We start from the raw sequence: 21,601 nt of genomic DNA, 5'->3' as shown, positions 1-21,601 counted from the left end.
CTAAAGTAAGCCACATATGATTCGTGGCTTACTTTGGATTCAGACTACGCACTCTTTCTTCATGATTGATAAGCCGGCCTCGAGCGTTTCTGTCCATGCTTGTTCGACGCTTTCATCGTAGTGAGGATCGTATTTTTTAACCGTATTGAGCAACGAATTGAACCACTCGTTGAGTTCTTGCTCAGAGATATCCATTCCTAAATCTTTATGTCGCTTCCCAAGCTTTTTCACCGAGTTTCGTACGCTCGGTAGACCAGCAGAGTTATAGATAAGGATGATCGAAGCTTTAAGCATCTTGGTTTGCTGCTCTAACCCTATCTTTTCAAAACGTTCTGAAAATCTTGGATTATGCTCGCAAAAATCCGCCAGAAAGCTCTCCAAAAATTCTTGGTCAATCCGGCAGCGCTCAAAGCTTTCATAAAACAGTTCATTCGGTTTCATCTAGCCAGTCCTTTGCAAAATATTGAGTCTTCGGGAAGCTAACAAGTTCAGAGCCGCGACTTCGCCAACTCCGAACCATCAATATGATCTAAGCATACGCCACTATGGCATAACATATACTACGGCATAAAGTGAGTTGCACAGATCTTGTTTCCATCAGGATCTCGCAAATAAGCCATGTACAAACGACGCTCGTCAGAACCTCTCGCTCCGGGGCCGTTTTCAATACTGGTGCCGCCATTTTCGACGCCAACTCGATGCCATTCGTCCACCAGTTCAGGAGAAGACGCTAGGAAGCCGATCGTCATACCATTGCCGTGCGTTGCAGGCTGACCATCAATCGGTTTGGTTAAACCTAATACACCAGTTTGGCTAACGTAAACACAGCGCCCTTTAGGGTCAACGGAACCTTCACTGTAACCAAGCACTTTCATGATTGGGTCATAAAAAGCCTTCGCGCGTTCAATATCTTCGGTACCGAGAAAAACATGGCTGAACATAACTAACCTCTTCTTTTATTGAAAGAACCACCTACACTAGACCTATAGTTTGTGTTTGTCTAGGCACGCAATTCGGTCACAACTGTTGCTTAACCCATTGAGCAAACACCTGAAACTTAGTTCGTTGCTCCATGCCTTTCGGACACACTAAATCATATCCTTTGCCCGATTCAATGCTCATAAGAGGTGCGACCAACAAGCCTTGTTCAATCTGCGGTGCCATGAACTCTAACCGCCCTAGTGCCAACCCCATCGATAATATCGCCGCATCCATCGCCAAGCGGTTATCGCTGTAATAGTCACACTGAAGTGCGCAATTGGTATCACTTTGAGCTTCATACAACCAACGTTGCCACGCAGTGATATCGCCACTGTGAATGAAACGAACATCGTCTAAGTGTTGAATGCCTTGGTCTAGTTTGAAGCGTTTCGCGTATTCAGGGCTGCACACTGGGGTTCTTACTCCACTGAATAATCGCTCGCTGTAATGGTTTGGGTAATGGCCTTCGCTATAGAAAATTGCCACGTCATAAGGTTCAAACTGGAAGTCTGACTGGCTCTGTTTGGTTTGCAGTTTGATGCTTAAATTCGGATACAAGCGTCTGAATTCGGGCAAACGCGGCATCAACCACGAGGAAGCGAAATAAGGCGATGTCGCGATGTACAACTCCCCGCTTAGCTCACCCGTTTGAATATCCATGAGCTCAGAAAAAATAGATTCAAACGAGACGTTTAACATGGATAACACGCGCTGACCTTCTGGCGTCAGTTCGAGCTTTCTTGTCTTGCGCACAAACAGGTTGAACTTCAGTTGTTGTTCGAGTTTTTTAATGCGATGACTGATCCCTCCCTGAGTTAAGAAGAGCTCATCGGCGGCAAGCGTAAAGCTTAAATGTTTAGCCGCAACACTAAAGGTGTGCAGCAGTGACAGCGTTTGTTGGCGATTCTCGAACAGCCCCATACATTAACTCCACTAATTCATAAGTCGTCGTAACTGGTTTGTCTGTGTATGTAACCATCATATAAATTAAACCAAGTAATCTACAACATTAAATGGTGAACAGCATGCAACAGAATCAAATACTCAAAGTAACCGTGATTGGTGGTGGCTCAAGTTACACCCCAGAGCTCGTTGAAGGACTGCTCAAGCGCCATCACGAATTACCTATCTCTGATCTGTGGTTAGTCGATATCGAACAAGGCATGGAAAAAGCAGAAATAATCGCGGCGCTCACCAAGCGAATGATAAACAAATCGGGCTGTGTGATTAATGTTCACCTCACCACAGATCGAAAAGCAGCCCTGAAAGACGCGGATTTTGTCTGCTCTCAATTTCGCGCCGGAAGAATGGAAGCCAGACTACGCGACGAGAGGATTGCTCTGAAATATCGTATGATCGGCCAAGAGACCAATGGCTTGGGTGGCTTCTCTAATGCTTGCCGAACCATTCCGATTGCACTCGAGATAGCGAAAGAGATGGAAGAACTGTGTCCGAATGCATGGTTACTCAACTTCACCAACCCATCAGGCATGGTAACGGAAGCACTGATTAAGCACTCAACCATTAAAACCGTTGGTCTATGTAACGTTCCCGTCAACATGGAGCTAGGCGCGGCGAAAATGCTTGGTGCAGAACGTCAAGATATGACGATGCAAATCGCCGGATTAAACCACCTAGTTTGGGCTCGTAAGGTGCTTCATAAAGGTGAAGATAAATTGGGAGAACTCATCGAGCAACTCCTCGGTGGTAACGATCAAATGATGCCAAAGAACATCCCTCCTTTTGAGTGGGACGCTGAATTGATTCGTTCTCTGAACATCGTTCCTTGTGCCTACCTACGCTACTACTACCAATCCAGAGACATCTTAGACAAAGAGTTTGCTGCGTCTGAAAACAACACCAATCGCGCAGACTTAGTTGCCAAGGTTGAACAACAGTTATTGGAGATCTACAAAGATCCCATGCTCGATACCAAGCCTAAATTGTTAGAAGAACGAGGTGGTGCTTACTACTCTGAAGCGGCCTGTGAGCTCATGAGCAGTATCCACAATAACAAGCGTTCTATCATGCACGTCAACACTCGCAACAATGGTGCGATTCAAGGATTACCCAATGACTGCGCGGTAGAAGTAAGTTCGGTAATCACCAGCAGTGCGATCCTGCCACTGAACGTTGAACCTTTTGATAGCGACACGCTGCGCTTGATTCAACAGATGAAAGAGTTTGAAACTCTGACCGTTAAAGCGGCGATGACGGGTGACATCGCAACAGCAAAACGTGCTCTGCTCTTAAACCCTATCGTTGATAGTGGTTCGCATATCGACGAGGCTTTGCAAGAAACCATTCGCGAGAACTTAGACTTCATGCCTGCGTTCACTCATCGACTCGCTTAATGTGGCATTTTGTTAGCAACTAATAAGCTCGGTTATAACAGCTAATAAGCTCAGTGATAACAGCAAGTGAGCTCAATGACAGAGAGCTCATTCAACATATTGAATCCAAATCTTTTTACAGAGGTCATGATGAAATTAATACTCAACGCCGATGATTTCGGCCTCACTGAAAGCGTGAACCACGGCATCGTCGACTGCTTTAAGGCGGGTTTGGTTAAGTCGACCACCATCATGATGAATCAACCGGGTACACAAAACGCGATTGAGCTCTATCATCAAGGTTTAGTCCCTGAAGTTGGCTTGCACTTTACGGTCACCGCAGGCAAACCATTGACGTCACCAGAGTTAGTTCCGAGCTTAGTCGACGAATACGGCCACTTCTTTAGCAATGTTACTCTGTTCGATAAATCAGATGTGAATGAAGATGAGGTGGTGCTTGAACTCAACGCGCAATATCAAGCCGCCCTCGATGCCGGTTTAGAGATCAACCATATCGACAGTCATCACTTTGGTGGTGTGTTTAAACCTCTAAAAGCAGCGTTTACCCGCACAGTGAATCGCATTGGTCTGCCAGTTAGACGAATCGATAACATCTTGAGTGGCCAAGATACACTGCGAGTGCCAACGCCGGATGCTTTCGACATGCGTTTCTTTGACCAAGGCGTATCGCTGAATGGCCTGAAAGATTTATTACTGAGTTACCAAGCTATGATGCCTAACGGTGTACTTGAGTTAATGTGTCACCCTTCATCAGTGGCAAGTGAACAGCTTAAGTCCCTATCAAGTTACAGTGATAAACGAGTCGAAGAGCATCAACTGCTCACTAGCCCTGCGCTAAAACAGTGGTTGGCTGACCATCAGATTGAGTGCATTGGATTCGACGCTCTCAGATAGGGAACCTTAAGTCAGGGCTAATCAACGATCCGTTGTGCGCCCTGCCCTTGGTCATGCAAGATATCATCAGGATTTAACAAGTTGCACTTTTGCATACTCAAGCATCCACAACCGATACAGCCTGTTAAGTTCTCTTGTAGCGATTTAATCTGCGCCATTTTACTGTCGAGTTGCCCCTGCCACTTCTTAGCTACGCGCTCCCAGTCTCGCTTAGTCGCGGTATGGTTCATCGGTAAGCTAGACAGCTCTTCAGTGATCTCTTCTAGCGTGAAGCCTATCGACTGCGCGACTTGGATCAACGCAATTCGTCTCAACATCGCCGACTGATAACGGCGCTGATTTCCGTTAGTACGAATCGAAGCAATCAACCCCTTGGTTTCGTAAAAACGTAACGCCGAAGGAGCCACGCCACTGCGCTCTGCCAACTGGCCTATGCTGAGGTATACGATGTTTCTCATGATCTTTCACTTCCTGTTTGAATAGCCGTTTCATCCTGATAATGACCAGTATAATAGAGTTCACTTTAACTTGATGTTTTGGTTCAAATTTAGGTTTGGACTAGGTTACAAAATACGCCGAACAAAGAAACCTAACGTATTGATTCTCTGAGCTATGATTTTGTTCGCTGATTACCATACATGTTGTCAAACCCGGGAATGCCTTGCTCCCACACAGGCTTATCTTCACCAACAATGGTTTTCAATGTATCAATGAAGAGCTTGGTTTTTATGGGTGCATCTCGATGTGGGTACACCGCATAGAAAGTGCCAAAGTCATCCAAGTTTAAGTGAGTCATTATAGGCACCAACTCTCCACTGAGCACTTCATCTTCAATCATCTGCGCCGTGACGACCGCCAGAGTACTGCCGGTTAACGCACTCTTGGAAATCATCTCAACGTCATTCACTTTATAAGCGGCATTAAGCTGGAAATGCTGCGCTTGCCCCTCTTGATCGACATAAGAAAACTTATCGATCAACAACCCCGGAGCGGCATAGATAGTCGCAGGTAATGACTCGAGTTTTTCGATGGTGTTGATCTCGCCATGCTGAGCAATGAACTCAGGTGAAGCAACAATCAACAATCGACTTCTGGCTATCTTGCGGCTGATCAGGCTAGAGTTTTTGGGCTTACCTATACGGAAACCAATATCAAACCCCTCTTTAACCATATCGACGATTCGGTCTTCGAGTCTCAATTCAAAATCAACATCTGGATACTGCTTCTGGAAAACCGCAATCGCCTGCTGAACATATTGTCGACCGAACATGGTCGAGCTGGTGATTCTTAATAATCCTCGAGGCTCTGCATGATAATTTTGCGCCAAGCGTCGAGTATCGTTCAATAGTGCACGAAGCTGATGCGCTTGATTGACCATCTCATTGCCTGCGGCTGTCAGAGATAACGAACGAGTGGTGCGATTGAGTAACCGAACATCAAGCTCTTCCTCGAGGCGGCTGATCTGTTTAGAGATAACGGAACGGTCGACGTTTCTTTGCTCCGCCACTTTGACAAACGAACCCAGCTCAACCACTTCAAGTAACAATAATAAACGACTCGATATATCCATAACGTCCTTTGTTGCATTTAGAGCACCAATTAAGTGCCAATATGACTATTTTTCTCATCTTATTACAAATCTATAGTAGCTGCACATAACGGAGACAACATTCAGTCCCGACCTAATAGAGGAACATCCCATGACACTACTATCTGTGACTAACCAAAATGGCATCGCAACGGTATCAATCAACAACCCACCAGTGAACGTGCTGACTTTCGACTTGATCAACGAGATCAATGCCTTTGTACTTTCATTGAAAGATGATCGTGATACTAAGGTTGTTGTATTTAAATCATTACATGAGAGCTTCTTTCTGGCTCACCTAGATCTCAATGTGATCAACGGTACACAAGGCGGACAAGCCGGTTCGATTGAATTCAACCATATGATTGAGAACATTAAAGCGATGAAACAAGTCTCTGTCGCGGTAGTTGATGGCGTAGCTCGTGGGGGCGGTAATGAATTTGTGATGGCGTGTGACCTTGCTTACGGCACTGAAAACTCAGCGTTCGCACAACCTGAAATTCATGTAAACATCCCAACGGGTGGCCAAGGCGCGGTGCAATTTGCGAGACGCATGGGCAAAAACAAAGCCCTACAAGCCCTGTTACTAGGCAACGATTTTACAGCGCAACAAGCTGAAAGCCGTAACATCATTACGCAGTTCGTGCCGAAAGCAGAGCTTGAAGATTTCTTAGCAGCGACACTCGGTGTGATCAGCCAATTAGAAGTTCGTGATATCGTGATGTACAAAGAGATCATCGCAGCCTCAATCAAAGATGAGCAAGCGGGCGCTGAGCTAGAACTGCGTTACTTCTTAGAGCGCGCAAAAGAGCAAAAAACCGCAGCAATTATCGGTGCGTTTCTAAAACACGGTGGTCAAACTGAGCGTGAAGCGAAAGACATTCAAGGTATCTTCGTTGACACCGCAGCAGAGTTATCACAATAGACAATGACGCAATTAAATGGCCATCGCTTGATGGCCATTTATGTATCTATTTATCTGTGCACCGATGTAGTAATTCTCTCACTCACTGAAGCAGTTAGATCTGACTCATGATCGATTTCAGGCTCTCGGCCATTTCGGCATTGATGATCTCACCCGTTTCTACATTAAAGTTGTCGTAGAAACTTGGCACCGACATCGACCCCTTCACATCAGCATCAAAGTAAGGTGCAGAATTTACCGCGGACGACAACACAGAGCTTGCGCCGCCTGGGCCTGGTGATGTGGAGAGCATCACAACAGGTTTGCCTTGGTACACTTTCATGTCGATTCGTGATGTCCAATCAAACACATTCTTAAAGGCTGCGGTGTATAAGCCGTTGTACTCTGCAAAAGAGATAACCACAGCATCTGCCTCACCAATCTTGCTAAAAAAGCGCTTCGCGTGTTGATGAACGCCAGACTCTTTTTCTCTGTCTTCACTGTAAATAGGCATCTCGAAATCATTAAGATCGAGCACCTCTACTTGCGCGCCCTCAACTAAGCTTGCGGTGTACGCTGCCAATTGTTGGTTAATCGATGCTTTACTGTTGGTTGCGCCAATTGCTAATACTTTCATTGTTGATCCTCGAGTTTGGTTAGAAACATTTCTCTAATGTTTGAAAAGGCACATTTGGCGCTAAACCAAAGTACGTTTGTAATGCAGCAAGATACGTAGGCTCATCTTCAAGTAGCCATTCCTCTTTTGAGCCATTTTTGCTAATTTTAATTTTCTGGTTAAGCAGCGTGACAATCCCACCTTCAATCGGCAGTGCCGCAATACAGTTTGATGTAAAAATGGATTTCGGGCTGTTTGAAGTGAAGAAGTTGCTCGACTCTAAGTCGTTGGCGCCCACATACGTCATGTCTAGGCTGTAGACGTTCATCCACTCTTCACCCTGCTTTATCTGCAGTAAGAAGCCATATCGTTCATCTTCGATAAAACGAAAAGTTTGTAAGTCATTAGACTGCTCAATATTGGTTTCAATCAGCAATGGAGCACGAGGGGTAAAGGTGCCAAAGCCCGCATCCACTAACCACTGTTTGCCTTCAATCGTCACCAATGTCACTCGATGGCTACGCCCTGTAGGCTCTGCCGCTAGGTGTACTCGACCAAGCAAGGCTCTCGCTTCAAAGCCCATATGGCTGAGCACGCTCAACAGCAGTCCATTCAGTTCTTGGCAATAACCGCCGCGCTGATTAACCACTAACTTCTCGTACAGTGACTCTGCTGAAAGCTGAATCGGTAAGCCCTGAATCACATCAAAGTTTTCAAAAGGGATATTTCTGTGTTGATGTTGATGAATCGCCTTCAAGCTCTCGATTGTGGTGTCGCTTGGTTGAGATAAGCCGATCCTTGAAAAATACTCGCTGATTTGACTCTGTTCCATACCTAACCCCTGATTCGTTTGTCACCTCATGATTGCCCTCTACTGAGCTTGCAGCCTTTAGAAAGTAACAAGGTGATGGTTTGTTTTTTTAGATTGGGAAGGATGATAAAACCTCAAGTTAACTTGAGGTAAAGCGATATTTTCAAAAAACAGGAAATAATTTAAAAGTACTTACAAAGCAATGACTTGTAATGAGTAAATAAATTATAATGGGTTAATAATTAAATGGAGAAAACAAGCACACTCACAAATCCAGTGAATGTGCTTTATCGATTTGCTGTTTACTTAAGTGGGTTGAGTGGACCAACACCAGAATAGGCAACGCCCGATAGTTCTGACATCTCACGATTCCATGTAGCCAAATCGTGAGGGTTAAATTGATTCAGGTGATCATGTCCACACGCTCTCGCCATCACTTGCATTAACTCTGTCGACGCCTCGAAGAAGTTTTTAAGCTGATTCGATGCTTTCTCCACATTTAAACGCTGGCGTAAGTCGGCCTTTTGAGTCGCAATACCCGCTGGGCAATTATTAGTGTTACACATTCTCGCCGCCACACACCCTATCGACTGCATGGCACTGTTCGAGATAGCGACACCATCAGCGCCAAGTGCCATCGCTTTTACAAAGTCCATCGGCACACGTAGACCACCCGTGATGATCAACGTGACTCTGTCACTGACACCTTGTTTATCGAGATACGCTCTAGCGCGAGCTAAAGCTGGAATCGTTGGCACACTGATATGGTCTCGGAACATTTCTGGTGCTGCGCCTGTACCGCCGCCTCGACCGTCTAAAATGATGTAATCGGCACTGGCATCCAATGCGAACTGAATATCCTCTTCAATATGATTGGCACTCAACTTGAACCCTATTGGGATACCGCCCGTCACTTCTCGAACTCGGTCGGCGAAATTTTTGAAATCCTCGACGGTTTTTAGATCAACAAAGGTGGGTGGTGAAATCGCGGCTGTACCCGCTTCAATGCCACGCACCTCTGCTATCTTACCTATGTTCTTCGCGCCCGGTAAGTGCCCGCCCGTTCCGGTTTTCGCCCCCTGCCCACCTTTAAAATGGAAGGCTTGGACGTTTTTGAGCTTAGATTCATCGTAACCAAATTGTGCACTGGCTAGTTCGTAAAAGTAACGTGAGTTCGCCGCTTGCTCTTCGGGCAACATTCCGCCCTCACCCGAGCAAATTCCGGTTCCCGCAAGCTCCGCGCCTGTCGCTAAAGAGATTTTCGCTTCTTCAGATAACGACCCAAAACTCATATCAGAAACAAACAAGGAGATGTTCAATTTGAGCGGTTTTTTCGCTTTTGGCCCAATAATAAGCTCAGTACCGACGGGCACATTTTCCAATAACGGCTTGGTCGCCATTTGTGCAACCATCACTTGAATATCATCCCAGTGAGGTAATAGATATCTTGGGACGCCCATTGAAGTCATTGGCCCATGGTGACCCACTTTGGACAAGCCATCACGCGCCAGTTGATGAATAAACTCGACGGTAGGCTCTTCTTTGGTTGCAGAAGCCGCAGGTGAGAGATCGGGCGTTGCCGCTTGGATATGAACATCAGGGCCTTCTTGACCCACTTGCTCAGTCGTAAACTGTTTATGGGTGCCATCGCAAAAAGGGAGGTTGTTCGAATACTTACAGCGACACAGATAAGCGTCGCCGCTTTCCTCGGCCACGAAACTCTTTGGTTTGAAACCCGTTCCTGCATGAGAACCATCACAAAACGGTTGGTTTTTCGATTTGCCACAGGTACAGAAGTAATACTCCTCGCCCTCGGTTAGCTCGACCTTAACGGGTTTGTTATCCGCTATTACTGGATTCTTCATAGTTCGTTCACCTTTTCTTTATTATGATTTGATGACTGAAGCGATGACTTGCTCACAAGAGTAAAGTAAAGGTGAGATACGCGGCGAATTCAATAAATGAGCCAGTGAAAACAAGCATAGTAGACAGCCTAAAAACAGAAGTATTGCTTGTTCAACACAAACAAAAATGGCCACCAAATTGGCAGCCATTGTGTTTTAAATCTGAGTCCAAGTTAAACGGGAAGGGTTAATCAAATAACTCGATGACCAGCTTGTTGTCTTTAATCACTAGATTAGGTTCCGATGACTTGATCAATGACTCTTGAACCTTGTTGCTGTCCAATTTGTAAACCGGTGACTGGGACAAAGCAAAACCAATCATAGAAACGGCAGGCTTAAGTAACTTCTCTATCTCAGGAGAAAGCTGCTTTCCCTTTTCCTCAAAGCGTTCTAGACGCAGAGACTTTAGGTACACTTCACCACTTTCCTTGTCATATTCAGGAATCGCGCTGAATTCGATATCCAGATCTAGCCCCATGTTTGGCAAATTAAACACTTGAACCTTTGCATTGGTATTCGCCAGAACAGACACACGCTCGGCATCAGTTCGACCAATTTGCACCGCTAAGTCATCAACCGCCACTTGCGCATACATAACGTTTTGCACACCGACTTCTTGTTCTAACATCACCGAATCTTGCAGGTAGTTCGTCATTTCTTGTTCAGTAACGCTGTAGCTCACACAACCACTCAAGATGAGCGCGATACAGGTGATGATGAAGCGATTAATTAGCTTGGTTGTCATGTAAATTCGACTCTTAATTTCTAATTGCATGGAACGGATGTTACCTCGAGATGATATCGTAAAACAGTCGTCACACTGACAGTGTCGGATATGTAGGCAGAATGATCCACCTAATCAACATTCGCGTATAGTTTGAAAATGGCAAAAATAGTAAAGAAATCAATGACTGAATTAACGATATTTTATGACGGAACGTGTCCACTGTGTGCCAAAGAGATGGCTGCACTCGCCAAGTACGACACTGAGGGGAAGATCCAGACTATCGATATCTACAGCGAAGCGTTTGCAAACTATCCGCAGATTGATGCGGATGCGGCCAACACAGTGCTGCATGCTCTTGATGAGAACGGAAAGCTACTACTTGGGCTAGATGTGACCTACCAAGCATGGAACCTAGTAGGAAAAGGTTGGCTTTATGCGCCATTACGTTGGACCACATTTAAGCCGTTTGCAGACTGGTGCTACCTGAGGTTCGCCAAGAATCGATATAAAATCTCATTCTGGCTAACCGGAAAATCACGTTGCAACGGAAACAGCTGTACGAAATAGTATTGAGTTAAGACATATCACTGGAGACTTTGTAGTAAACGATGCCAAACAGTGCAGCAAACACTAGTACGGTAAGAGCGACTTTCAACCAAATAAACTTCATGCTTTGTCCTTTTCAATCAAGTTACTGATTCAGGCGACAAGTTATCACAACAAGACACAAGGTTGTGTAGCGATTGATAGAACTTTGTAGTGAACCCTGATTCCCAGAGAGAGACTTTATGTCGGCAAAAGAGAGAAAACTTCCCACTCATAGACTTTCTAGATTCAGCAAGTTCGCCTCGCTGGCGACAAGAGTCGCAGGTAACGTGCTAACAGAAGGCACCAAGCAAATTGCACAAGGCAACAGGCCCAAGGCAAAAGATTTACTGTTAACGCCACAGAACATAGCTCGCCTGACCGACCAGCTCGCGCACCTGCGTGGAGCTGCGATGAAATTGGGGCAAATGCTTTCAATGGATGCGGGAGATGTCTTAGAGCCAGAGTTAGCCGACATTCTTTCTCGCCTGCGCTCAGACGCTGACCCATTGCCAACAAAGCAGCTCAATCAAGTCTTAGAAAGCTCACTCGGAAACCATTGGAAAACCGAATTCCTTTCCTTCAACTTTAAACCGATTGCCAGTGCGTCCATTGGACAAGTTCATCAAGCATACAGCGATGCTGGAGACAAGCTCGCCGTCAAAGTCCAATATCCAGGCATTCGAAAAAGCATCGACAGTGATGTAGATAACGTCGGCACACTACTCAACATCGTTGGCTTGATACCCAAATCGGTCGACTACAAAGGTTTGTTAGAGGAAGCAAAAAAACAGCTCCATGATGAAGCAGACTATGCTCGCGAGGCTGACTACGCGACTCGTTACCATGACGCATTAAAAGAGCATTCGCACTTCGTCGTACCTAAGATTCATCCGCAAGTCTCTTCAGAATCCGTGCTCGCCATGGACTTCATTGAGGGCGTCTCAATAGAACAGATAGAAAGCTACGACCAAAGCACCCGTGACTTTGTGATGCACAGCCTGCTTGAGCTCCTATTCAGAGAATTGTTCGACTTTAAGATGGTGCAAACCGACCCTAATTTCGCCAACTACCTTTATGTTGAAAACACCCGACAAATCGGCTTGTTAGATTTTGGAGCAACCCGTGAATACAGTGACCGCTTTAGCGAGGGTTATCGCTTGGCTTTTTCCTCTGTCATTAACAAAGATGAGCAAGAGCTCAATCAAGCGTTAGAGCAGATTGGATTCTTTAGCGAGACAATTCTCCCTGATCAACGCCAAGCGATTCTAAACCTAGTGAAGATGGCTTGCGAGCCGATGTTGGTAGACGAAGACTACGACTTCAAAGCAAGTGGTTTGGCACAACGTCTTCGTGAAGCTGGCACCATTCTGAGCATGGAACAAGAGTATTGGCACACCCCACCCGCCGATGCGCTGTTCCTACATCGAAAAATTGGGGGTATGTATCTATTAGCAGCTCGCCTTGGTGCAAAAGTGAATATCAGTCGTTTGGTCACTCCATATCTAATCTTAGAGAACAAATGTACAACTAAAAACGCGAGTTAAAGAGACAATAAATAATACGCAAAGTGATCATTTCATCGTGCTCAAGAGTAATAACCATTACGCCAACTAAAATGAGCCAACCCCATGAAATGTTCACTACTTTGCTCAACCGCACTGATTACAAGCCTCACGAGTTCCATCGCCTTTGCAGCGAGCTGCCCAGAGATACTCAATGGCAAACAGCGCTTATTAAATTCAACCGAAGAAATTGCGCTGTGCGATGAGTTTAAAGGCAAAACTCTATTGGTGGTAAACACCGCTAGCCAATGTGGCTTCACTCCGCAGTTTGAGCAGCTCGAACAACTTCATCAAACCTACAAAGATCAAGACTTCACCGTTATCGGTTTCCCAAGTAATGATTTTCGCCAAGACAAAGGAAGCGAAGAGAAAACGGCAAAAGTCTGTTACCTCGACTATGGCGTTACCTTCCCAATGATGGCGCGAGCTTCACTGTCTGGTAGCGACGCCAACCCGGTATTTGCAGAGATACAACAGCAAGCTGGCGTAACGCCTAAGTGGAACTTTTACAAATTCTTGATCAGTAAAGAAGGCAAAGTCGTCGCCACCTTCCCTAGCTCCACATCACCAGTGAGCGCTACGCTCAAAAACGCGATCGAGCAACAGCTATGAAGGCAGATTACATGGCAACAACTCAAACCCGTAACACCATGGCCAAACTGGGGTACATGGGGTTAATCCCGTTTCTATTTGGTCTACTCCTCTCGCTCACCGACAGCCAATTTGTGGGGATAAGCGGTGAAACGCTGTTCATCACCTACAGCGTAGCTATTTTGAGCTTTCTTTCAGGGATCTTGTGGGCAAATGGCATCGAAAACTTTGAAAGCCAATCAAGTAACAAAGCGCTACTGCTAAGTAACGCGATTGTGCTCGTCGCATGGCTAGCAGTATTGCTTGGTGAACAAAAAGAACTGGCGACAACTCTGATTCTTATCCTTGGTTATATTGCGGTTTGGCGAGCTGAAAGGACGATAAGAGAAGAGAACCAGAGCCAAGGTCCCGATGGCTACTTTGATATGAGAACTCGGCTCACCTCTAGCGTAGTATTAATGCACGGTATCGTGATGCTGACCTAGAGCTACGAGACTGTCTTTGAACTGTGAGCCTTCGATTAAAAACCGTTAGCAACAATCTAGATGATGAGCTGCATCACTAACCTCGGCTCATCATCACCAAAGTAGTTTTCTTCTTGTTTGATCGTAGAAAACCCCATCGACGCGTAGAGCGCGCAAGCGGATGTGTTATTTGGATCTACAGTGAGCAAAAGCCTAGCGTCTCGCGGCAACTGCTCAACCGCATGTTGCATCAATTTCCGGCCAATTCCCATACCACGATAATTCGGGTCTACCGCTAATGATAGGACCCAAAACTCATTCTGCGTGTCCGTGGTTGTCGTTAAGGCATAGCCCGCAATCTTTGAGTCTTGCTTAGCAACTAATAAGCCTTTTCCCCAACAATCAAATGCCTGACGAATGAAAAATTGCGGATAGGCATGGTCACCAAACAAAGCATGTTCAAGCTGGTAAATTTCAGCCAGTTCCTGTTTTTCCGCACAGACAATATTCATAGGTAGACCCTTATAGATTTGACTCCAACCTTCCTACAACTGACCTTCCACAGTAGCTAGCCAAGTTGGTAATTGCTCCCTAAACCAGTGAATGTATTTCAAAGCTTCCGGGTTGTTACGCGAGACCAATATATTCGTGACTTCGATAACGATCCAGCTTTTCGCGATGATCAATTGCCTTATTAAACCTTCTCGGGAAATCAGATTGTTATGAGGCAGGTACTGGTCAACAATAAACTCATAGTCAGACAAAGTGCCCATACGAGAAACGAGCGGTGCCAAGTCGATAGCTGGGCTGCCATAACCAAAACGCTCCCAATCAAATAACACGAGCTCACCATTGTCTCTTCTGCCCCAATTACCTTCGTTCGAATCACCTGAAAGCAACGTGTTATGGTTAAACAAAACATCACTATGCTGCTGAATACTCTGTAAGCTGTCCTGAGTCACTTGAGGTAAATTCAGAGACGTGAGTGCAGATTCAGTGTCACAGGTACTCCATCTATGCTCTTTCACTGCAAAACTTGGCAAATATTGAGACTGATGAATACGAGATAGTTGCTGATACACCTCAGAAGTCGTTTGAAGCTCATTTAATGTTAAAGAGTGAGGGATGTGCTCGATGAACAGAGTATCTCCTTCCACTGCCAACAACGTAGGGCTATGTACACCAGATAAATGTTGCGCAGCATGTTGGTAAAAAGAAATTTCAACCTCACCCGCCCCTTGCTTTCGAATACAAGGTACGCCATTACGATTTACAAGAGTTACCTTAGCCGAACCCATTTTAGACAGGTCTTTGTTGCTCATTGAATACCGTCCTCACACTGTCTATTACTAACTGTTCTAATTCCGAGAGCTACTGTCGGCTCACCAGCAGATTGGCACCGGATAGAGCAAGAAAAACCGAGCACGCTTTGTTGAAACGCTTAGCCATTTGCGGCTTGGAGAACCAGTTTCTGAGGTATAAACCAAAGGCAGCGTAGATAGATATCGCGAGTAGCTCTAACACTAGGAATGTGCCACCTAGAATGAAGAACTGTGTGTTTACATTGGCTGAAACATCAACGAATTGAGGCAGAAATGCGGTAAAGATAAGTATCGCTTTGGGGTTACCAGCTGCAAGGGCGAACTCTTGTTTAACTAGACCAAACCAGTTTTTATTGCGTTCGATGCCTACGATAGGGCTAGCTTGAGAACGCCATAAATTAAACGCGATCCACAATAGATACATTGCGCCAAACAGCTTGATAAAAAAGAACAAGGTCTCAGAAGTATAAAGAACGACGGCCAAGCCAGACGCCGCCAACGCAATCATGCCAGAGAAAGCAACGATTCTGCCTAACCCTGCGATAAATGCAGCTTTAAAGCCATAGCAACGGGCATTATTCATAGACAAAAGATTATTTGGGCCAGGCGTCATGTTCAGCGCAAAGCACGCTGGAATAAACAGCAGCAACTTCCATATTTCCATTGGTATGTCCTAGTTTCAATATGCCAAGGCAATTGAATCATTAAAGTTAAAATGTCCCTTCATAATTAAAGTTTATCTTTTTAGCAAGCAATAAAAAGAGATACTGGTCGGCCATCCTCACTTTCAACTAATTCTCAAAGAATTTTTCATATTCCGGAGTTGATAGGTTTTCAGCAACGCCCATTTCACCCACAAAGTAGATTGCGCTGGTTATCGTATCTATTGTTGGGTTCGATTCGCGTTCAGGAAAATCCCCCGCAGAAGAAACTAATTGTGGTTCTGATATTGAATTACAGACAAGGCTGTTACAAACGCTGTGTTGCTTTTTCAAAGATGGGGGCTCTGGGGCATTAAAATGGTGAGACAATAAATCTTGGTTAACAAGCTCAGTAGAAGCATAAGACAGAGTTGAGCAAAACGCTGAAAGTACAATCCACTTATTCATATATCTTTCCATAGTAAGCATTCATTTAACTTATAAATACTATCTAATTTAGTCAATAATGAACAGTGTTTTATTTAGTTGGCGTGTGACTGTTTTTCCGGTATGAGCTTATCAAGTAGAGCCTGTGGAATAACGATCACCGAATATTTCACAAAGGCCACCAGCGTAATCAATGCAACAACGGTTCCTAAAACAAACTCATGGACATCGACCAGGAAAAGTCCTAGAACACGGTCACCAGCAATAGCGACAATGGCAATGCTGAGTGCAGTTATCCATCTACGATGATCATAAGGCAAACGCTCCATCGATTGGCTAACAAAATACAGAACCAGTAGCCTCAAAGTATAAATAGCACACAGAACCGCTATCACGCCCCACACTCCGTATATTGGGGTAATGGTAAAATAACCAATTGCTGCCAATACCGCACAGCCGCCTTGTATCCACATCTGAGATTGACTTGAGTTACCGCTGAAACAGCCTAAATTGAGGTAGTCGCCTGCACTTTTAATAACAGCGATAGCCAGCAATGCGACAACTATAACCCCAGCCTGATGATAACTGCTTGGTAAGATAAGAGAAATGAAGCCAGGGACAGTTAAGATCATCAAGCCCCCTAACACTATGGCTAGGTTAACTCCGATTAAGGCTCTGTCTGCACACATCTTGCTACCGCCAGGTTGCTGAAGCATGGCGACTCGGTTTGGAAACCACCAAAGCGCGTAAGGTTGCAGTAGCAATCCTAGAATTAACGCAAACTTACCACTAACCGCATAAATAGCCAGCTCCTCTACTCCAACAAAACTTGCCATCACCCAGCGATCTAGCCCGGTGATCATATAAATAGAGGCGCCGCCAACCAAGGTTGGTAACCCAAATTTCAAGATCTTTGCTGAATATTGAAAACAACCTAAGCTGCCCATCTGTTGCCATTGATAGCTAACGAGACACAGCATCAATAGTACACTGGAAGCAGCAGCAGAAATCAGCACGCCATCAATGCCATAACCCGCTTCAAGCAGTACAAACGTCATAATCGCCTGAATACTGGCTTTCAATACGTTGAGTTGGCAAAAACGCTTTGCCATTGCGTTCATGCGCATCAAAGTAAGCGGAATGGATATTGCCCCGTCGAGCATCGTAGGAATGAGTAGAAGAACGATCTGATAAGGTTTGAATTCAACAGGCAACGTCAGCAGCAACAGAGGCATGCTGAGCGCAATAAGCACGCCACCAAGTAAACACACCACTAGGCTAAGCGTGAAGCAGTTAGATATCAGCTTTCGCTTTTCATCGCCTTCCGCGACGCCAACGTAACGATACATCGATTCAACAATACCGAAACTAAACAGGATCGTACCGATGTCCGCCAGTAAGACGATCGCTTCTAATGATCCATATTCTGCCAACGTCATTTTGTGAGTAATGTAAGGGATCATCACCAAAGAAATCCCTTTCATCATCAATATGCCAATAGCGTAATAGGCTGACTGTTTTAACGAACCCATACGAGTCACCGATCCCTTACCATGCAGGCTTTAGGAAACTCTTACAGTCACCTATCAAATGTCGCAATGTACGTTTTTGAGGAGCCATCACCAAAGAGCGGAAACTGTAGACAATAGCCTGTCTATTCTGTTGTAAACCTCGATAATAGTCTGCATAGCCCTCTAATATTCTGGCCTTTGCAACTTTAAAACTAGACTGAGATAAATTCCATCGCTGGCTGTTGTTTTGATAACGCTGAAGAATGGTCTCTATAGAAGCTAGGTTTCTGAGCTTGAGCTCTTCAGTTTGAGTCACAGATGTTGCTCTCATTAAGTAACCCACCTCAACAGAGTTCAACACACCAATCTGATGGTTTTCGCTCATTCGAAGCCACAACTCCCAATCTTCACCATACTTGATGTCTGCATTAAAGCTATCGGTTTGCGAAAACACATCGGCTTTCACCATGACGGTTGACGTACCAATCACATTGTTTTCAATGATGAACTCTAGTGGGTTATCGATGTTGATGAACTGCTCTTCTCGATTTTGAAATTGCGACCAATAGCTAAAGCAATCAACGATGACTTCATAGTCTTCTGTTAGGTGCTCGTAGTTAGTGAAACTCATTGCCATTTCAGGGTATCGTTGGTGGAACTCGAGTTGGCGATCAATTTTTTCAGGGAACCAAAAATCATCTGCGTCTAAAAAGGCGATAAACTCCCCTGTTGCTTTCTCTATACCCAGGTTTCTTGCTTGTGGTGCCCCTACTCCCAAGGCTGATAACTTAACGATCCGGTGGTCTTGAATCGATGCGAGATAAGTCGAGGTTCCATCATTGCTATTATCATCGATAATGATCAATTCGATATCTTGATGGGTCTGCTTAAGCACGCTACCAATGGCCTTTGGTAGATAGTCCAAACAGTTGTAGGTAGGGATAACAACACTTACTTTAGCCATAATGACGCTCTCACATTTGTACGTTGTACACTTGTATTGCATGTTCTGTGCCGTATTCCATGACCTACTGGGTCGCTTTCATATCAGCCACCTATGTGCCCTTTTGCAAAATGACAAATAGCATTGAAGCATGCTCAATTCGAAATTGATTTCCATTTTGAGAAAAACAGGGTTAACCGTCGTATAAGATTAAGAAAAGCATCAAAAAGCCTCTCCCAAAAGAGCTTTAATCTTGGTTCGCATCTTGCTTAGTTAGCTGTAGTGACCTTCGTCAAGGGAGAGAAAAATGAAGAAAGTAGCGTTCGTTGCGCCGACATACCCGGTACTTAGCGAAACTTTTATCCAAACGGAAGTGGAATCCGTGAAAGCTTGTGGACACGACGTCTGCGTAATGACATTCAAAATTGAAAGCAGCGAAAAATCGTTCGACTACGACATTGTTAAAATCGGCCAAGATGTTCGTATGGGCAAAATAACCCACATTAATTGGCTAGGATTTGTCAAAGCACTGTCATTTGTCTCAAGACAAAACAGCATGCCCAAGAAGTCTCTTTTCGGGTATGGGTTTAAGCTAGCTTTACAACTGGCAGAAAAAGACATTGACCACGTACATGCGCACTTCTGCCAACACACTACTGCACATGCTATTGTCGCTGCCAAGCTGCTTAACATTACCTGCTCATTTGTCGCTCATGGGCATGATGTTTACGAGTTTGCTTATGACATCGAACACAAAATATCTTCAAGTGATTTCGTGGTCGCTGTGTGCAAAGACATGCTTAACGACTTCAACAACATGGCGAAAGGCAACGTTAAATTGTTGCACTGTGGTGTGAACACCAAGCAGTTTAAACAGCAGGTCAAAAGTGAGACTAGGCTCTTGCGTTTAGTGTTCCTCGGACGACTTGTCGAACAAAAAGGCGTGCATCACTTGATCGATGCACTAGCTCCCATTGCACAACCGCTCAATATTCATTTAGATATCATCGGAACTGGCGACTTAGAATCTCAACTCAAGATGCAAGTAGAGCATCAGGAACTTACCCGAAACGTTACTTTCCACGGGGCTCAAACACACGAATGGGTGAAAAAGAATTTGCCCAAGTACGACACTTTAGTAGCGCCGTTCTGTTTTTCAGAAACAGGCTGCGTCGATACCGGCCCCTTAGTTCTGAAAGAGGCCATGGCGGTTGGCGTACCCGTGGTCACCACAAACATCATGGGCTGCAAGGAGATTGTCACTCCAGAGACTGGCTTTTTAGTCAATGAGAAAAGCGTTGATGAGTTAAGAGAAACCATCGAGCGACTGGCTCAGCTAAGCAGTGACGAGAGAGCAGAAATGGGGATGAGAGCCAGAGCACGAGTTGAGACTATGTTTAACTCCCTCAAGCAAGCCCAGCAGTTGTCTAACTGGATAGAGAACCCCGCTTAGTACTTGCTAAGGCGGTCGAGTAGAATAGAAGCTAAAACAAAGCGTTACATTGCTCAAAGCGGTAACGCTTCAGACAGGTCGTGCTCTCACGAGCAGCTCTTGTTAACCTGCGCGCAATGCTAAGATCTCTGCAAGATCATCCGTTTCGGTGTAACGACTCAAATCTTGCTCTTTCGAAGAGATCGCCACAATGGACATTCGGTCAGCAAGCTCATTGCCCTCAATACCGACGTGACCGTTTACGTGGTAGATAGTAATTTTAGAAGCGAGCTCTTGATAAAGGGCATAAGCAGCTTTAATGATATCGAGGTTTTTTATCTCACCACCAGATTTAGTCCAGCCCTTTTTCTCCCAGCCTGATGCCCACTTAGTAATGCAGTCTATCGAATATTTTGAGTCGCTATAAATCGCCACAGACAGCCCAGCTTTCAGCTTCTCTTTCGCGAGAATAAAGGCCTGTTCTAAACCTTGTAGCTCAGCAGTATTATTAGTCCCCATCGGTTGGTACAAGCCATACCATAGCTCAGTGAGATCATTATTCAAATAAACCGCTAAACCCGTTCCCGCTTCGCCTGGGTTAGGCTCGCATGCACCATCAGTAAAGATTTTAATATCAAATGGCATGTCAGTAATTTGCTGCTGAGAAAGAGGTGGAGTCTTTGACTTGTTTGCACCACTGGACTTCGGAAATGCAGACTTAGAACCTGAGGTAGACTTAGTCGCAAAAGACGAACTACCACCAAAGGCTGATTCAGCTTCTCCCAGTGTTGGAAACGATTTATATCTCGCGCCCGCAAAACCATCGACTTGCGCTTTACACTCATTCCAAGTGGTAAAGATACCTGGTTTACGACCTTTCCAAACCACATAATATTTCTTAGCCAAATTAACTCCTTACCAAACCTAACGACACAAACTGTGAATCAATACATTAGAAGTCACCGAGCCACGTGTTGCAAGGTCAATCACTCAAAAACGGGGCGAAAGAAGCTGCGCTCATAACTGACAATACAATCAACTTCATCCGCATATTCAAAGGCTCGAATACACTCCGGGTCTTTCAAAGATAAGGTTCGATACTCTTCATAAGCCGCTAAACTATCAAATGAAAACAGTGCCATCGCAATATTGTTCGCGCCTTCAGATGGTAGAAAATAGCCATTGTGCTGACCGCCAAATTTAGCCACCAAAGGAATCCACATTTTTGCGTAGGTCTCAAACTCCTTAATCTTTTTAGGATCAATTACATATCGAACATAACAAGTAATCATATACCACCCTCAAATACTGAATAACACAC

Annotated in this window: 25 protein-coding genes; 8 read left to right on the top strand and 17 right to left on the bottom strand. The window is 45.0% G+C overall.

What is annotated here, in order from left to right:
* Positions 1-39: 39 nt before the first annotated feature.
* The 3 genes from F0228_RS18765 to F0228_RS18755 form a co-directional block, all read right to left on the bottom strand.
* Positions 40-441 carry a globin gene (locus F0228_RS18765; protein ID WP_171762637.1) on the bottom strand — a complete coding sequence of 134 codons (402 nt, stop codon included), beginning with the start codon at positions 439-441 and terminating at the stop codon, positions 40-42.
* A 119-nt stretch (positions 442-560) separates the two neighbouring features.
* Positions 561-941, bottom strand: coding sequence for a VOC family protein (locus F0228_RS18760; RefSeq protein ID WP_105059217.1), 381 nt, complete (start codon positions 939-941; stop codon positions 561-563).
* A 76-nt stretch (positions 942-1,017) separates the two neighbouring features.
* Positions 1,018-1,902: a LysR substrate-binding domain-containing protein gene (locus tag F0228_RS18755; RefSeq protein ID WP_171762636.1), complete on the bottom strand. Its 885-nt coding sequence runs from the start codon at positions 1,900-1,902 to the stop codon at positions 1,018-1,020.
* Positions 1,903-2,006: 104 nt separating this feature from the next.
* Here F0228_RS18755 and F0228_RS18750 point away from each other — a divergent pair, with 104 nt between their 5' ends.
* Together F0228_RS18750 and F0228_RS18745 are read left to right on the top strand one after the other, a co-directional pair.
* Positions 2,007-3,335, top strand: coding sequence for a 6-phospho-beta-glucosidase (locus F0228_RS18750; RefSeq protein WP_171762635.1), 1,329 nt, complete (start codon positions 2,007-2,009; stop codon positions 3,333-3,335).
* Between the two features lie 129 nt (positions 3,336-3,464).
* Positions 3,465-4,229, top strand: a complete 765-nt coding sequence (locus tag F0228_RS18745) for a carbohydrate deacetylase (protein ID WP_116870237.1) — start codon at positions 3,465-3,467, stop codon at positions 4,227-4,229.
* 17 nt (positions 4,230-4,246) lie between these two features.
* On the opposite strand, the gene soxR is transcribed toward F0228_RS18745, so the two are convergent.
* Positions 4,247-4,687, bottom strand: a complete 441-nt coding sequence (gene soxR / locus F0228_RS18740) for a redox-sensitive transcriptional activator SoxR (RefSeq protein WP_116870236.1) — start codon at positions 4,685-4,687, stop codon at positions 4,247-4,249.
* Positions 4,688-4,839: 152 nt separating this feature from the next.
* Positions 4,840-5,799: a LysR family transcriptional regulator gene (locus tag F0228_RS18735; protein WP_116870235.1), complete on the bottom strand. Its 960-nt coding sequence runs from the start codon at positions 5,797-5,799 to the stop codon at positions 4,840-4,842.
* A 130-nt stretch (positions 5,800-5,929) separates the two neighbouring features.
* Here F0228_RS18735 and F0228_RS18730 point away from each other — a divergent pair, with 130 nt between their 5' ends.
* Positions 5,930-6,742 carry an enoyl-CoA hydratase/isomerase family protein gene (locus tag F0228_RS18730; RefSeq protein WP_050622087.1) on the top strand — a complete coding sequence of 271 codons (813 nt, stop codon included), beginning with the start codon at positions 5,930-5,932 and terminating at the stop codon, positions 6,740-6,742.
* 94 nt (positions 6,743-6,836) lie between these two features.
* On the opposite strand, the gene F0228_RS18725 is transcribed toward F0228_RS18730, so the two are convergent.
* The 4 genes from F0228_RS18725 to F0228_RS18710 form a co-directional block, all read right to left on the bottom strand.
* Positions 6,837-7,358 carry an NAD(P)H-dependent oxidoreductase gene (locus F0228_RS18725; protein ID WP_171762634.1) on the bottom strand — a complete coding sequence of 174 codons (522 nt, stop codon included), beginning with the start codon at positions 7,356-7,358 and terminating at the stop codon, positions 6,837-6,839.
* A gap of 19 nt (positions 7,359-7,377) precedes the next feature.
* Positions 7,378-8,169 carry an arylamine N-acetyltransferase gene (locus F0228_RS18720; protein ID WP_171762633.1) on the bottom strand — a complete coding sequence of 264 codons (792 nt, stop codon included), beginning with the start codon at positions 8,167-8,169 and terminating at the stop codon, positions 7,378-7,380.
* A gap of 281 nt (positions 8,170-8,450) precedes the next feature.
* Complete coding sequence (locus tag F0228_RS18715; protein ID WP_061031861.1) at positions 8,451-10,013, bottom strand: glutamate synthase-related protein; 1,563 nt, start codon at positions 10,011-10,013, stop codon at positions 8,451-8,453.
* A 226-nt stretch (positions 10,014-10,239) separates the two neighbouring features.
* The gene (locus tag F0228_RS18710; protein WP_171730113.1) at positions 10,240-10,797 is read right to left on the bottom strand and encodes a DUF1439 domain-containing protein; all 558 of its coding nucleotides are present in this window, start codon (positions 10,795-10,797) and stop codon (positions 10,240-10,242) included.
* Between the two features lie 162 nt (positions 10,798-10,959).
* Between F0228_RS18710 and F0228_RS18705 the strand changes: the two genes are divergently transcribed.
* From F0228_RS18705 to F0228_RS18690, 4 genes are all read left to right on the top strand, one after another.
* Complete coding sequence (locus F0228_RS18705) at positions 10,960-11,346, top strand: DUF393 domain-containing protein (RefSeq protein ID WP_116870231.1); 387 nt, start codon at positions 10,960-10,962, stop codon at positions 11,344-11,346.
* Positions 11,347-11,567: 221 nt separating this feature from the next.
* Complete coding sequence (locus F0228_RS18700; protein WP_171762632.1) at positions 11,568-12,911, top strand: AarF/ABC1/UbiB kinase family protein; 1,344 nt, start codon at positions 11,568-11,570, stop codon at positions 12,909-12,911.
* A gap of 84 nt (positions 12,912-12,995) precedes the next feature.
* On the top strand, positions 12,996-13,541 hold the full coding sequence (locus tag F0228_RS18695) for a glutathione peroxidase (RefSeq protein WP_061031865.1): 546 nt from the start codon (positions 12,996-12,998) through the stop codon (positions 13,539-13,541).
* The gene (locus F0228_RS18690) at positions 13,538-14,005 is read left to right on the top strand and encodes a DUF3429 domain-containing protein (RefSeq protein WP_061031866.1); all 468 of its coding nucleotides are present in this window, start codon (positions 13,538-13,540) and stop codon (positions 14,003-14,005) included. The genes F0228_RS18695 and F0228_RS18690 overlap by 4 nt, the downstream gene beginning before the upstream one ends.
* Positions 14,006-14,061: 56 nt before the next feature.
* Here the strand turns inward: F0228_RS18690 and F0228_RS18685 are convergent, their stop codons facing one another.
* From F0228_RS18685 to F0228_RS18660, 6 genes are all read right to left on the bottom strand, one after another.
* A complete protein-coding gene (locus F0228_RS18685; RefSeq protein WP_061031867.1) occupies positions 14,062-14,496 on the bottom strand; it encodes an N-acetyltransferase in 435 nt (144 codons plus the stop codon).
* A 33-nt stretch (positions 14,497-14,529) separates the two neighbouring features.
* Positions 14,530-15,306 carry a choline kinase gene (locus F0228_RS18680; RefSeq protein WP_061031868.1) on the bottom strand — a complete coding sequence of 259 codons (777 nt, stop codon included), beginning with the start codon at positions 15,304-15,306 and terminating at the stop codon, positions 14,530-14,532.
* Between the two features lie 49 nt (positions 15,307-15,355).
* A complete protein-coding gene (locus F0228_RS18675) occupies positions 15,356-15,970 on the bottom strand; it encodes a LysE family translocator (RefSeq protein WP_171762631.1) in 615 nt (204 codons plus the stop codon).
* A gap of 127 nt (positions 15,971-16,097) precedes the next feature.
* Positions 16,098-16,415: a hypothetical protein gene (locus tag F0228_RS18670; RefSeq protein WP_128161475.1), complete on the bottom strand. Its 318-nt coding sequence runs from the start codon at positions 16,413-16,415 to the stop codon at positions 16,098-16,100.
* A gap of 74 nt (positions 16,416-16,489) precedes the next feature.
* Positions 16,490-17,926 carry an oligosaccharide flippase family protein gene (locus F0228_RS18665; RefSeq protein ID WP_171762630.1) on the bottom strand — a complete coding sequence of 479 codons (1,437 nt, stop codon included), beginning with the start codon at positions 17,924-17,926 and terminating at the stop codon, positions 16,490-16,492.
* A gap of 16 nt (positions 17,927-17,942) precedes the next feature.
* Positions 17,943-18,869, bottom strand: a complete 927-nt coding sequence (locus tag F0228_RS18660) for a glycosyltransferase (RefSeq protein WP_171762629.1) — start codon at positions 18,867-18,869, stop codon at positions 17,943-17,945.
* Positions 18,870-19,155: 286 nt separating this feature from the next.
* Between F0228_RS18660 and F0228_RS18655 the strand changes: the two genes are divergently transcribed.
* Positions 19,156-20,301, top strand: a complete 1,146-nt coding sequence (locus F0228_RS18655) for a glycosyltransferase family 4 protein (RefSeq protein ID WP_171762628.1) — start codon at positions 19,156-19,158, stop codon at positions 20,299-20,301.
* 102 nt (positions 20,302-20,403) lie between these two features.
* On the opposite strand, the gene F0228_RS18650 is transcribed toward F0228_RS18655, so the two are convergent.
* Both F0228_RS18650 and F0228_RS18645 read right to left on the bottom strand, forming a co-directional pair.
* Positions 20,404-21,186: a ribonuclease H family protein gene (locus tag F0228_RS18650; RefSeq protein WP_171762627.1), complete on the bottom strand. Its 783-nt coding sequence runs from the start codon at positions 21,184-21,186 to the stop codon at positions 20,404-20,406.
* 80 nt (positions 21,187-21,266) lie between these two features.
* The gene (locus tag F0228_RS18645) at positions 21,267-21,572 is read right to left on the bottom strand and encodes an NIPSNAP family protein (RefSeq protein ID WP_116870221.1); all 306 of its coding nucleotides are present in this window, start codon (positions 21,570-21,572) and stop codon (positions 21,267-21,269) included.
* Between the last annotated feature and the right edge of the window lie 29 nt (positions 21,573-21,601).

It is taken from the genome of Vibrio sp. 99K-1, from assembly GCF_013114585.1.
GTDB lineage: Bacteria > Pseudomonadota > Gammaproteobacteria > Enterobacterales > Vibrionaceae > Vibrio > Vibrio chagasii_B.
The sequence above is the reverse complement of the archived record's forward strand: the minus strand, read 5'-3'. Positions and strand labels throughout refer to the sequence as shown.

Bases quoted from the DNA above. Each gene is read 5' to 3' on its own strand.
- F0228_RS18765 (WP_171762637.1), bottom strand. From the start codon at position 441: ATGAAACCGAATGAACTGTTTTATGAAAGCTTTGAGCGCTGCCGGATT.
- F0228_RS18760 (WP_105059217.1), bottom strand. From the start codon at position 941: ATGTTCAGCCATGTTTTTCTCGGTACCGAAGATATTGAACGCGCGAAG.
- F0228_RS18755 (WP_171762636.1), bottom strand. From the start codon at position 1,902: ATGGGGCTGTTCGAGAATCGCCAACAAACGCTGTCACTGCTGCACACC.
- F0228_RS18750 (WP_171762635.1), top strand. From the start codon at position 2,007: ATGCAACAGAATCAAATACTCAAAGTAACCGTGATTGGTGGTGGCTCA.
- F0228_RS18745 (WP_116870237.1), top strand. From the start codon at position 3,465: ATGAAATTAATACTCAACGCCGATGATTTCGGCCTCACTGAAAGCGTG.
- soxR (WP_116870236.1), bottom strand. From the start codon at position 4,687: ATGAGAAACATCGTATACCTCAGCATAGGCCAGTTGGCAGAGCGCAGT.
- F0228_RS18735 (WP_116870235.1), bottom strand. From the start codon at position 5,799: ATGGATATATCGAGTCGTTTATTATTGTTACTTGAAGTGGTTGAGCTG.
- F0228_RS18730 (WP_050622087.1), top strand. From the start codon at position 5,930: ATGACACTACTATCTGTGACTAACCAAAATGGCATCGCAACGGTATCA.
- F0228_RS18725 (WP_171762634.1), bottom strand. From the start codon at position 7,358: ATGAAAGTATTAGCAATTGGCGCAACCAACAGTAAAGCATCGATTAAC.
- F0228_RS18720 (WP_171762633.1), bottom strand. From the start codon at position 8,169: ATGGAACAGAGTCAAATCAGCGAGTATTTTTCAAGGATCGGCTTATCT.
- F0228_RS18715 (WP_061031861.1), bottom strand. From the start codon at position 10,013: ATGAAGAATCCAGTAATAGCGGATAACAAACCCGTTAAGGTCGAGCTA.
- F0228_RS18710 (WP_171730113.1), bottom strand. From the start codon at position 10,797: ATGACAACCAAGCTAATTAATCGCTTCATCATCACCTGTATCGCGCTC.
- F0228_RS18705 (WP_116870231.1), top strand. From the start codon at position 10,960: ATGACTGAATTAACGATATTTTATGACGGAACGTGTCCACTGTGTGCC.
- F0228_RS18700 (WP_171762632.1), top strand. From the start codon at position 11,568: ATGTCGGCAAAAGAGAGAAAACTTCCCACTCATAGACTTTCTAGATTC.
- F0228_RS18695 (WP_061031865.1), top strand. From the start codon at position 12,996: ATGAAATGTTCACTACTTTGCTCAACCGCACTGATTACAAGCCTCACG.
- F0228_RS18690 (WP_061031866.1), top strand. From the start codon at position 13,538: ATGAAGGCAGATTACATGGCAACAACTCAAACCCGTAACACCATGGCC.
- F0228_RS18685 (WP_061031867.1), bottom strand. From the start codon at position 14,496: ATGAATATTGTCTGTGCGGAAAAACAGGAACTGGCTGAAATTTACCAG.
- F0228_RS18680 (WP_061031868.1), bottom strand. From the start codon at position 15,306: ATGAGCAACAAAGACCTGTCTAAAATGGGTTCGGCTAAGGTAACTCTT.
- F0228_RS18675 (WP_171762631.1), bottom strand. From the start codon at position 15,970: ATGGAAATATGGAAGTTGCTGCTGTTTATTCCAGCGTGCTTTGCGCTG.
- F0228_RS18670 (WP_128161475.1), bottom strand. From the start codon at position 16,415: ATGAATAAGTGGATTGTACTTTCAGCGTTTTGCTCAACTCTGTCTTAT.
- F0228_RS18665 (WP_171762630.1), bottom strand. From the start codon at position 17,926: ATGGGTTCGTTAAAACAGTCAGCCTATTACGCTATTGGCATATTGATG.
- F0228_RS18660 (WP_171762629.1), bottom strand. From the start codon at position 18,869: ATGGCTAAAGTAAGTGTTGTTATCCCTACCTACAACTGTTTGGACTAT.
- F0228_RS18655 (WP_171762628.1), top strand. From the start codon at position 19,156: ATGAAGAAAGTAGCGTTCGTTGCGCCGACATACCCGGTACTTAGCGAA.
- F0228_RS18645 (WP_116870221.1), bottom strand. From the start codon at position 21,572: ATGATTACTTGTTATGTTCGATATGTAATTGATCCTAAAAAGATTAAG.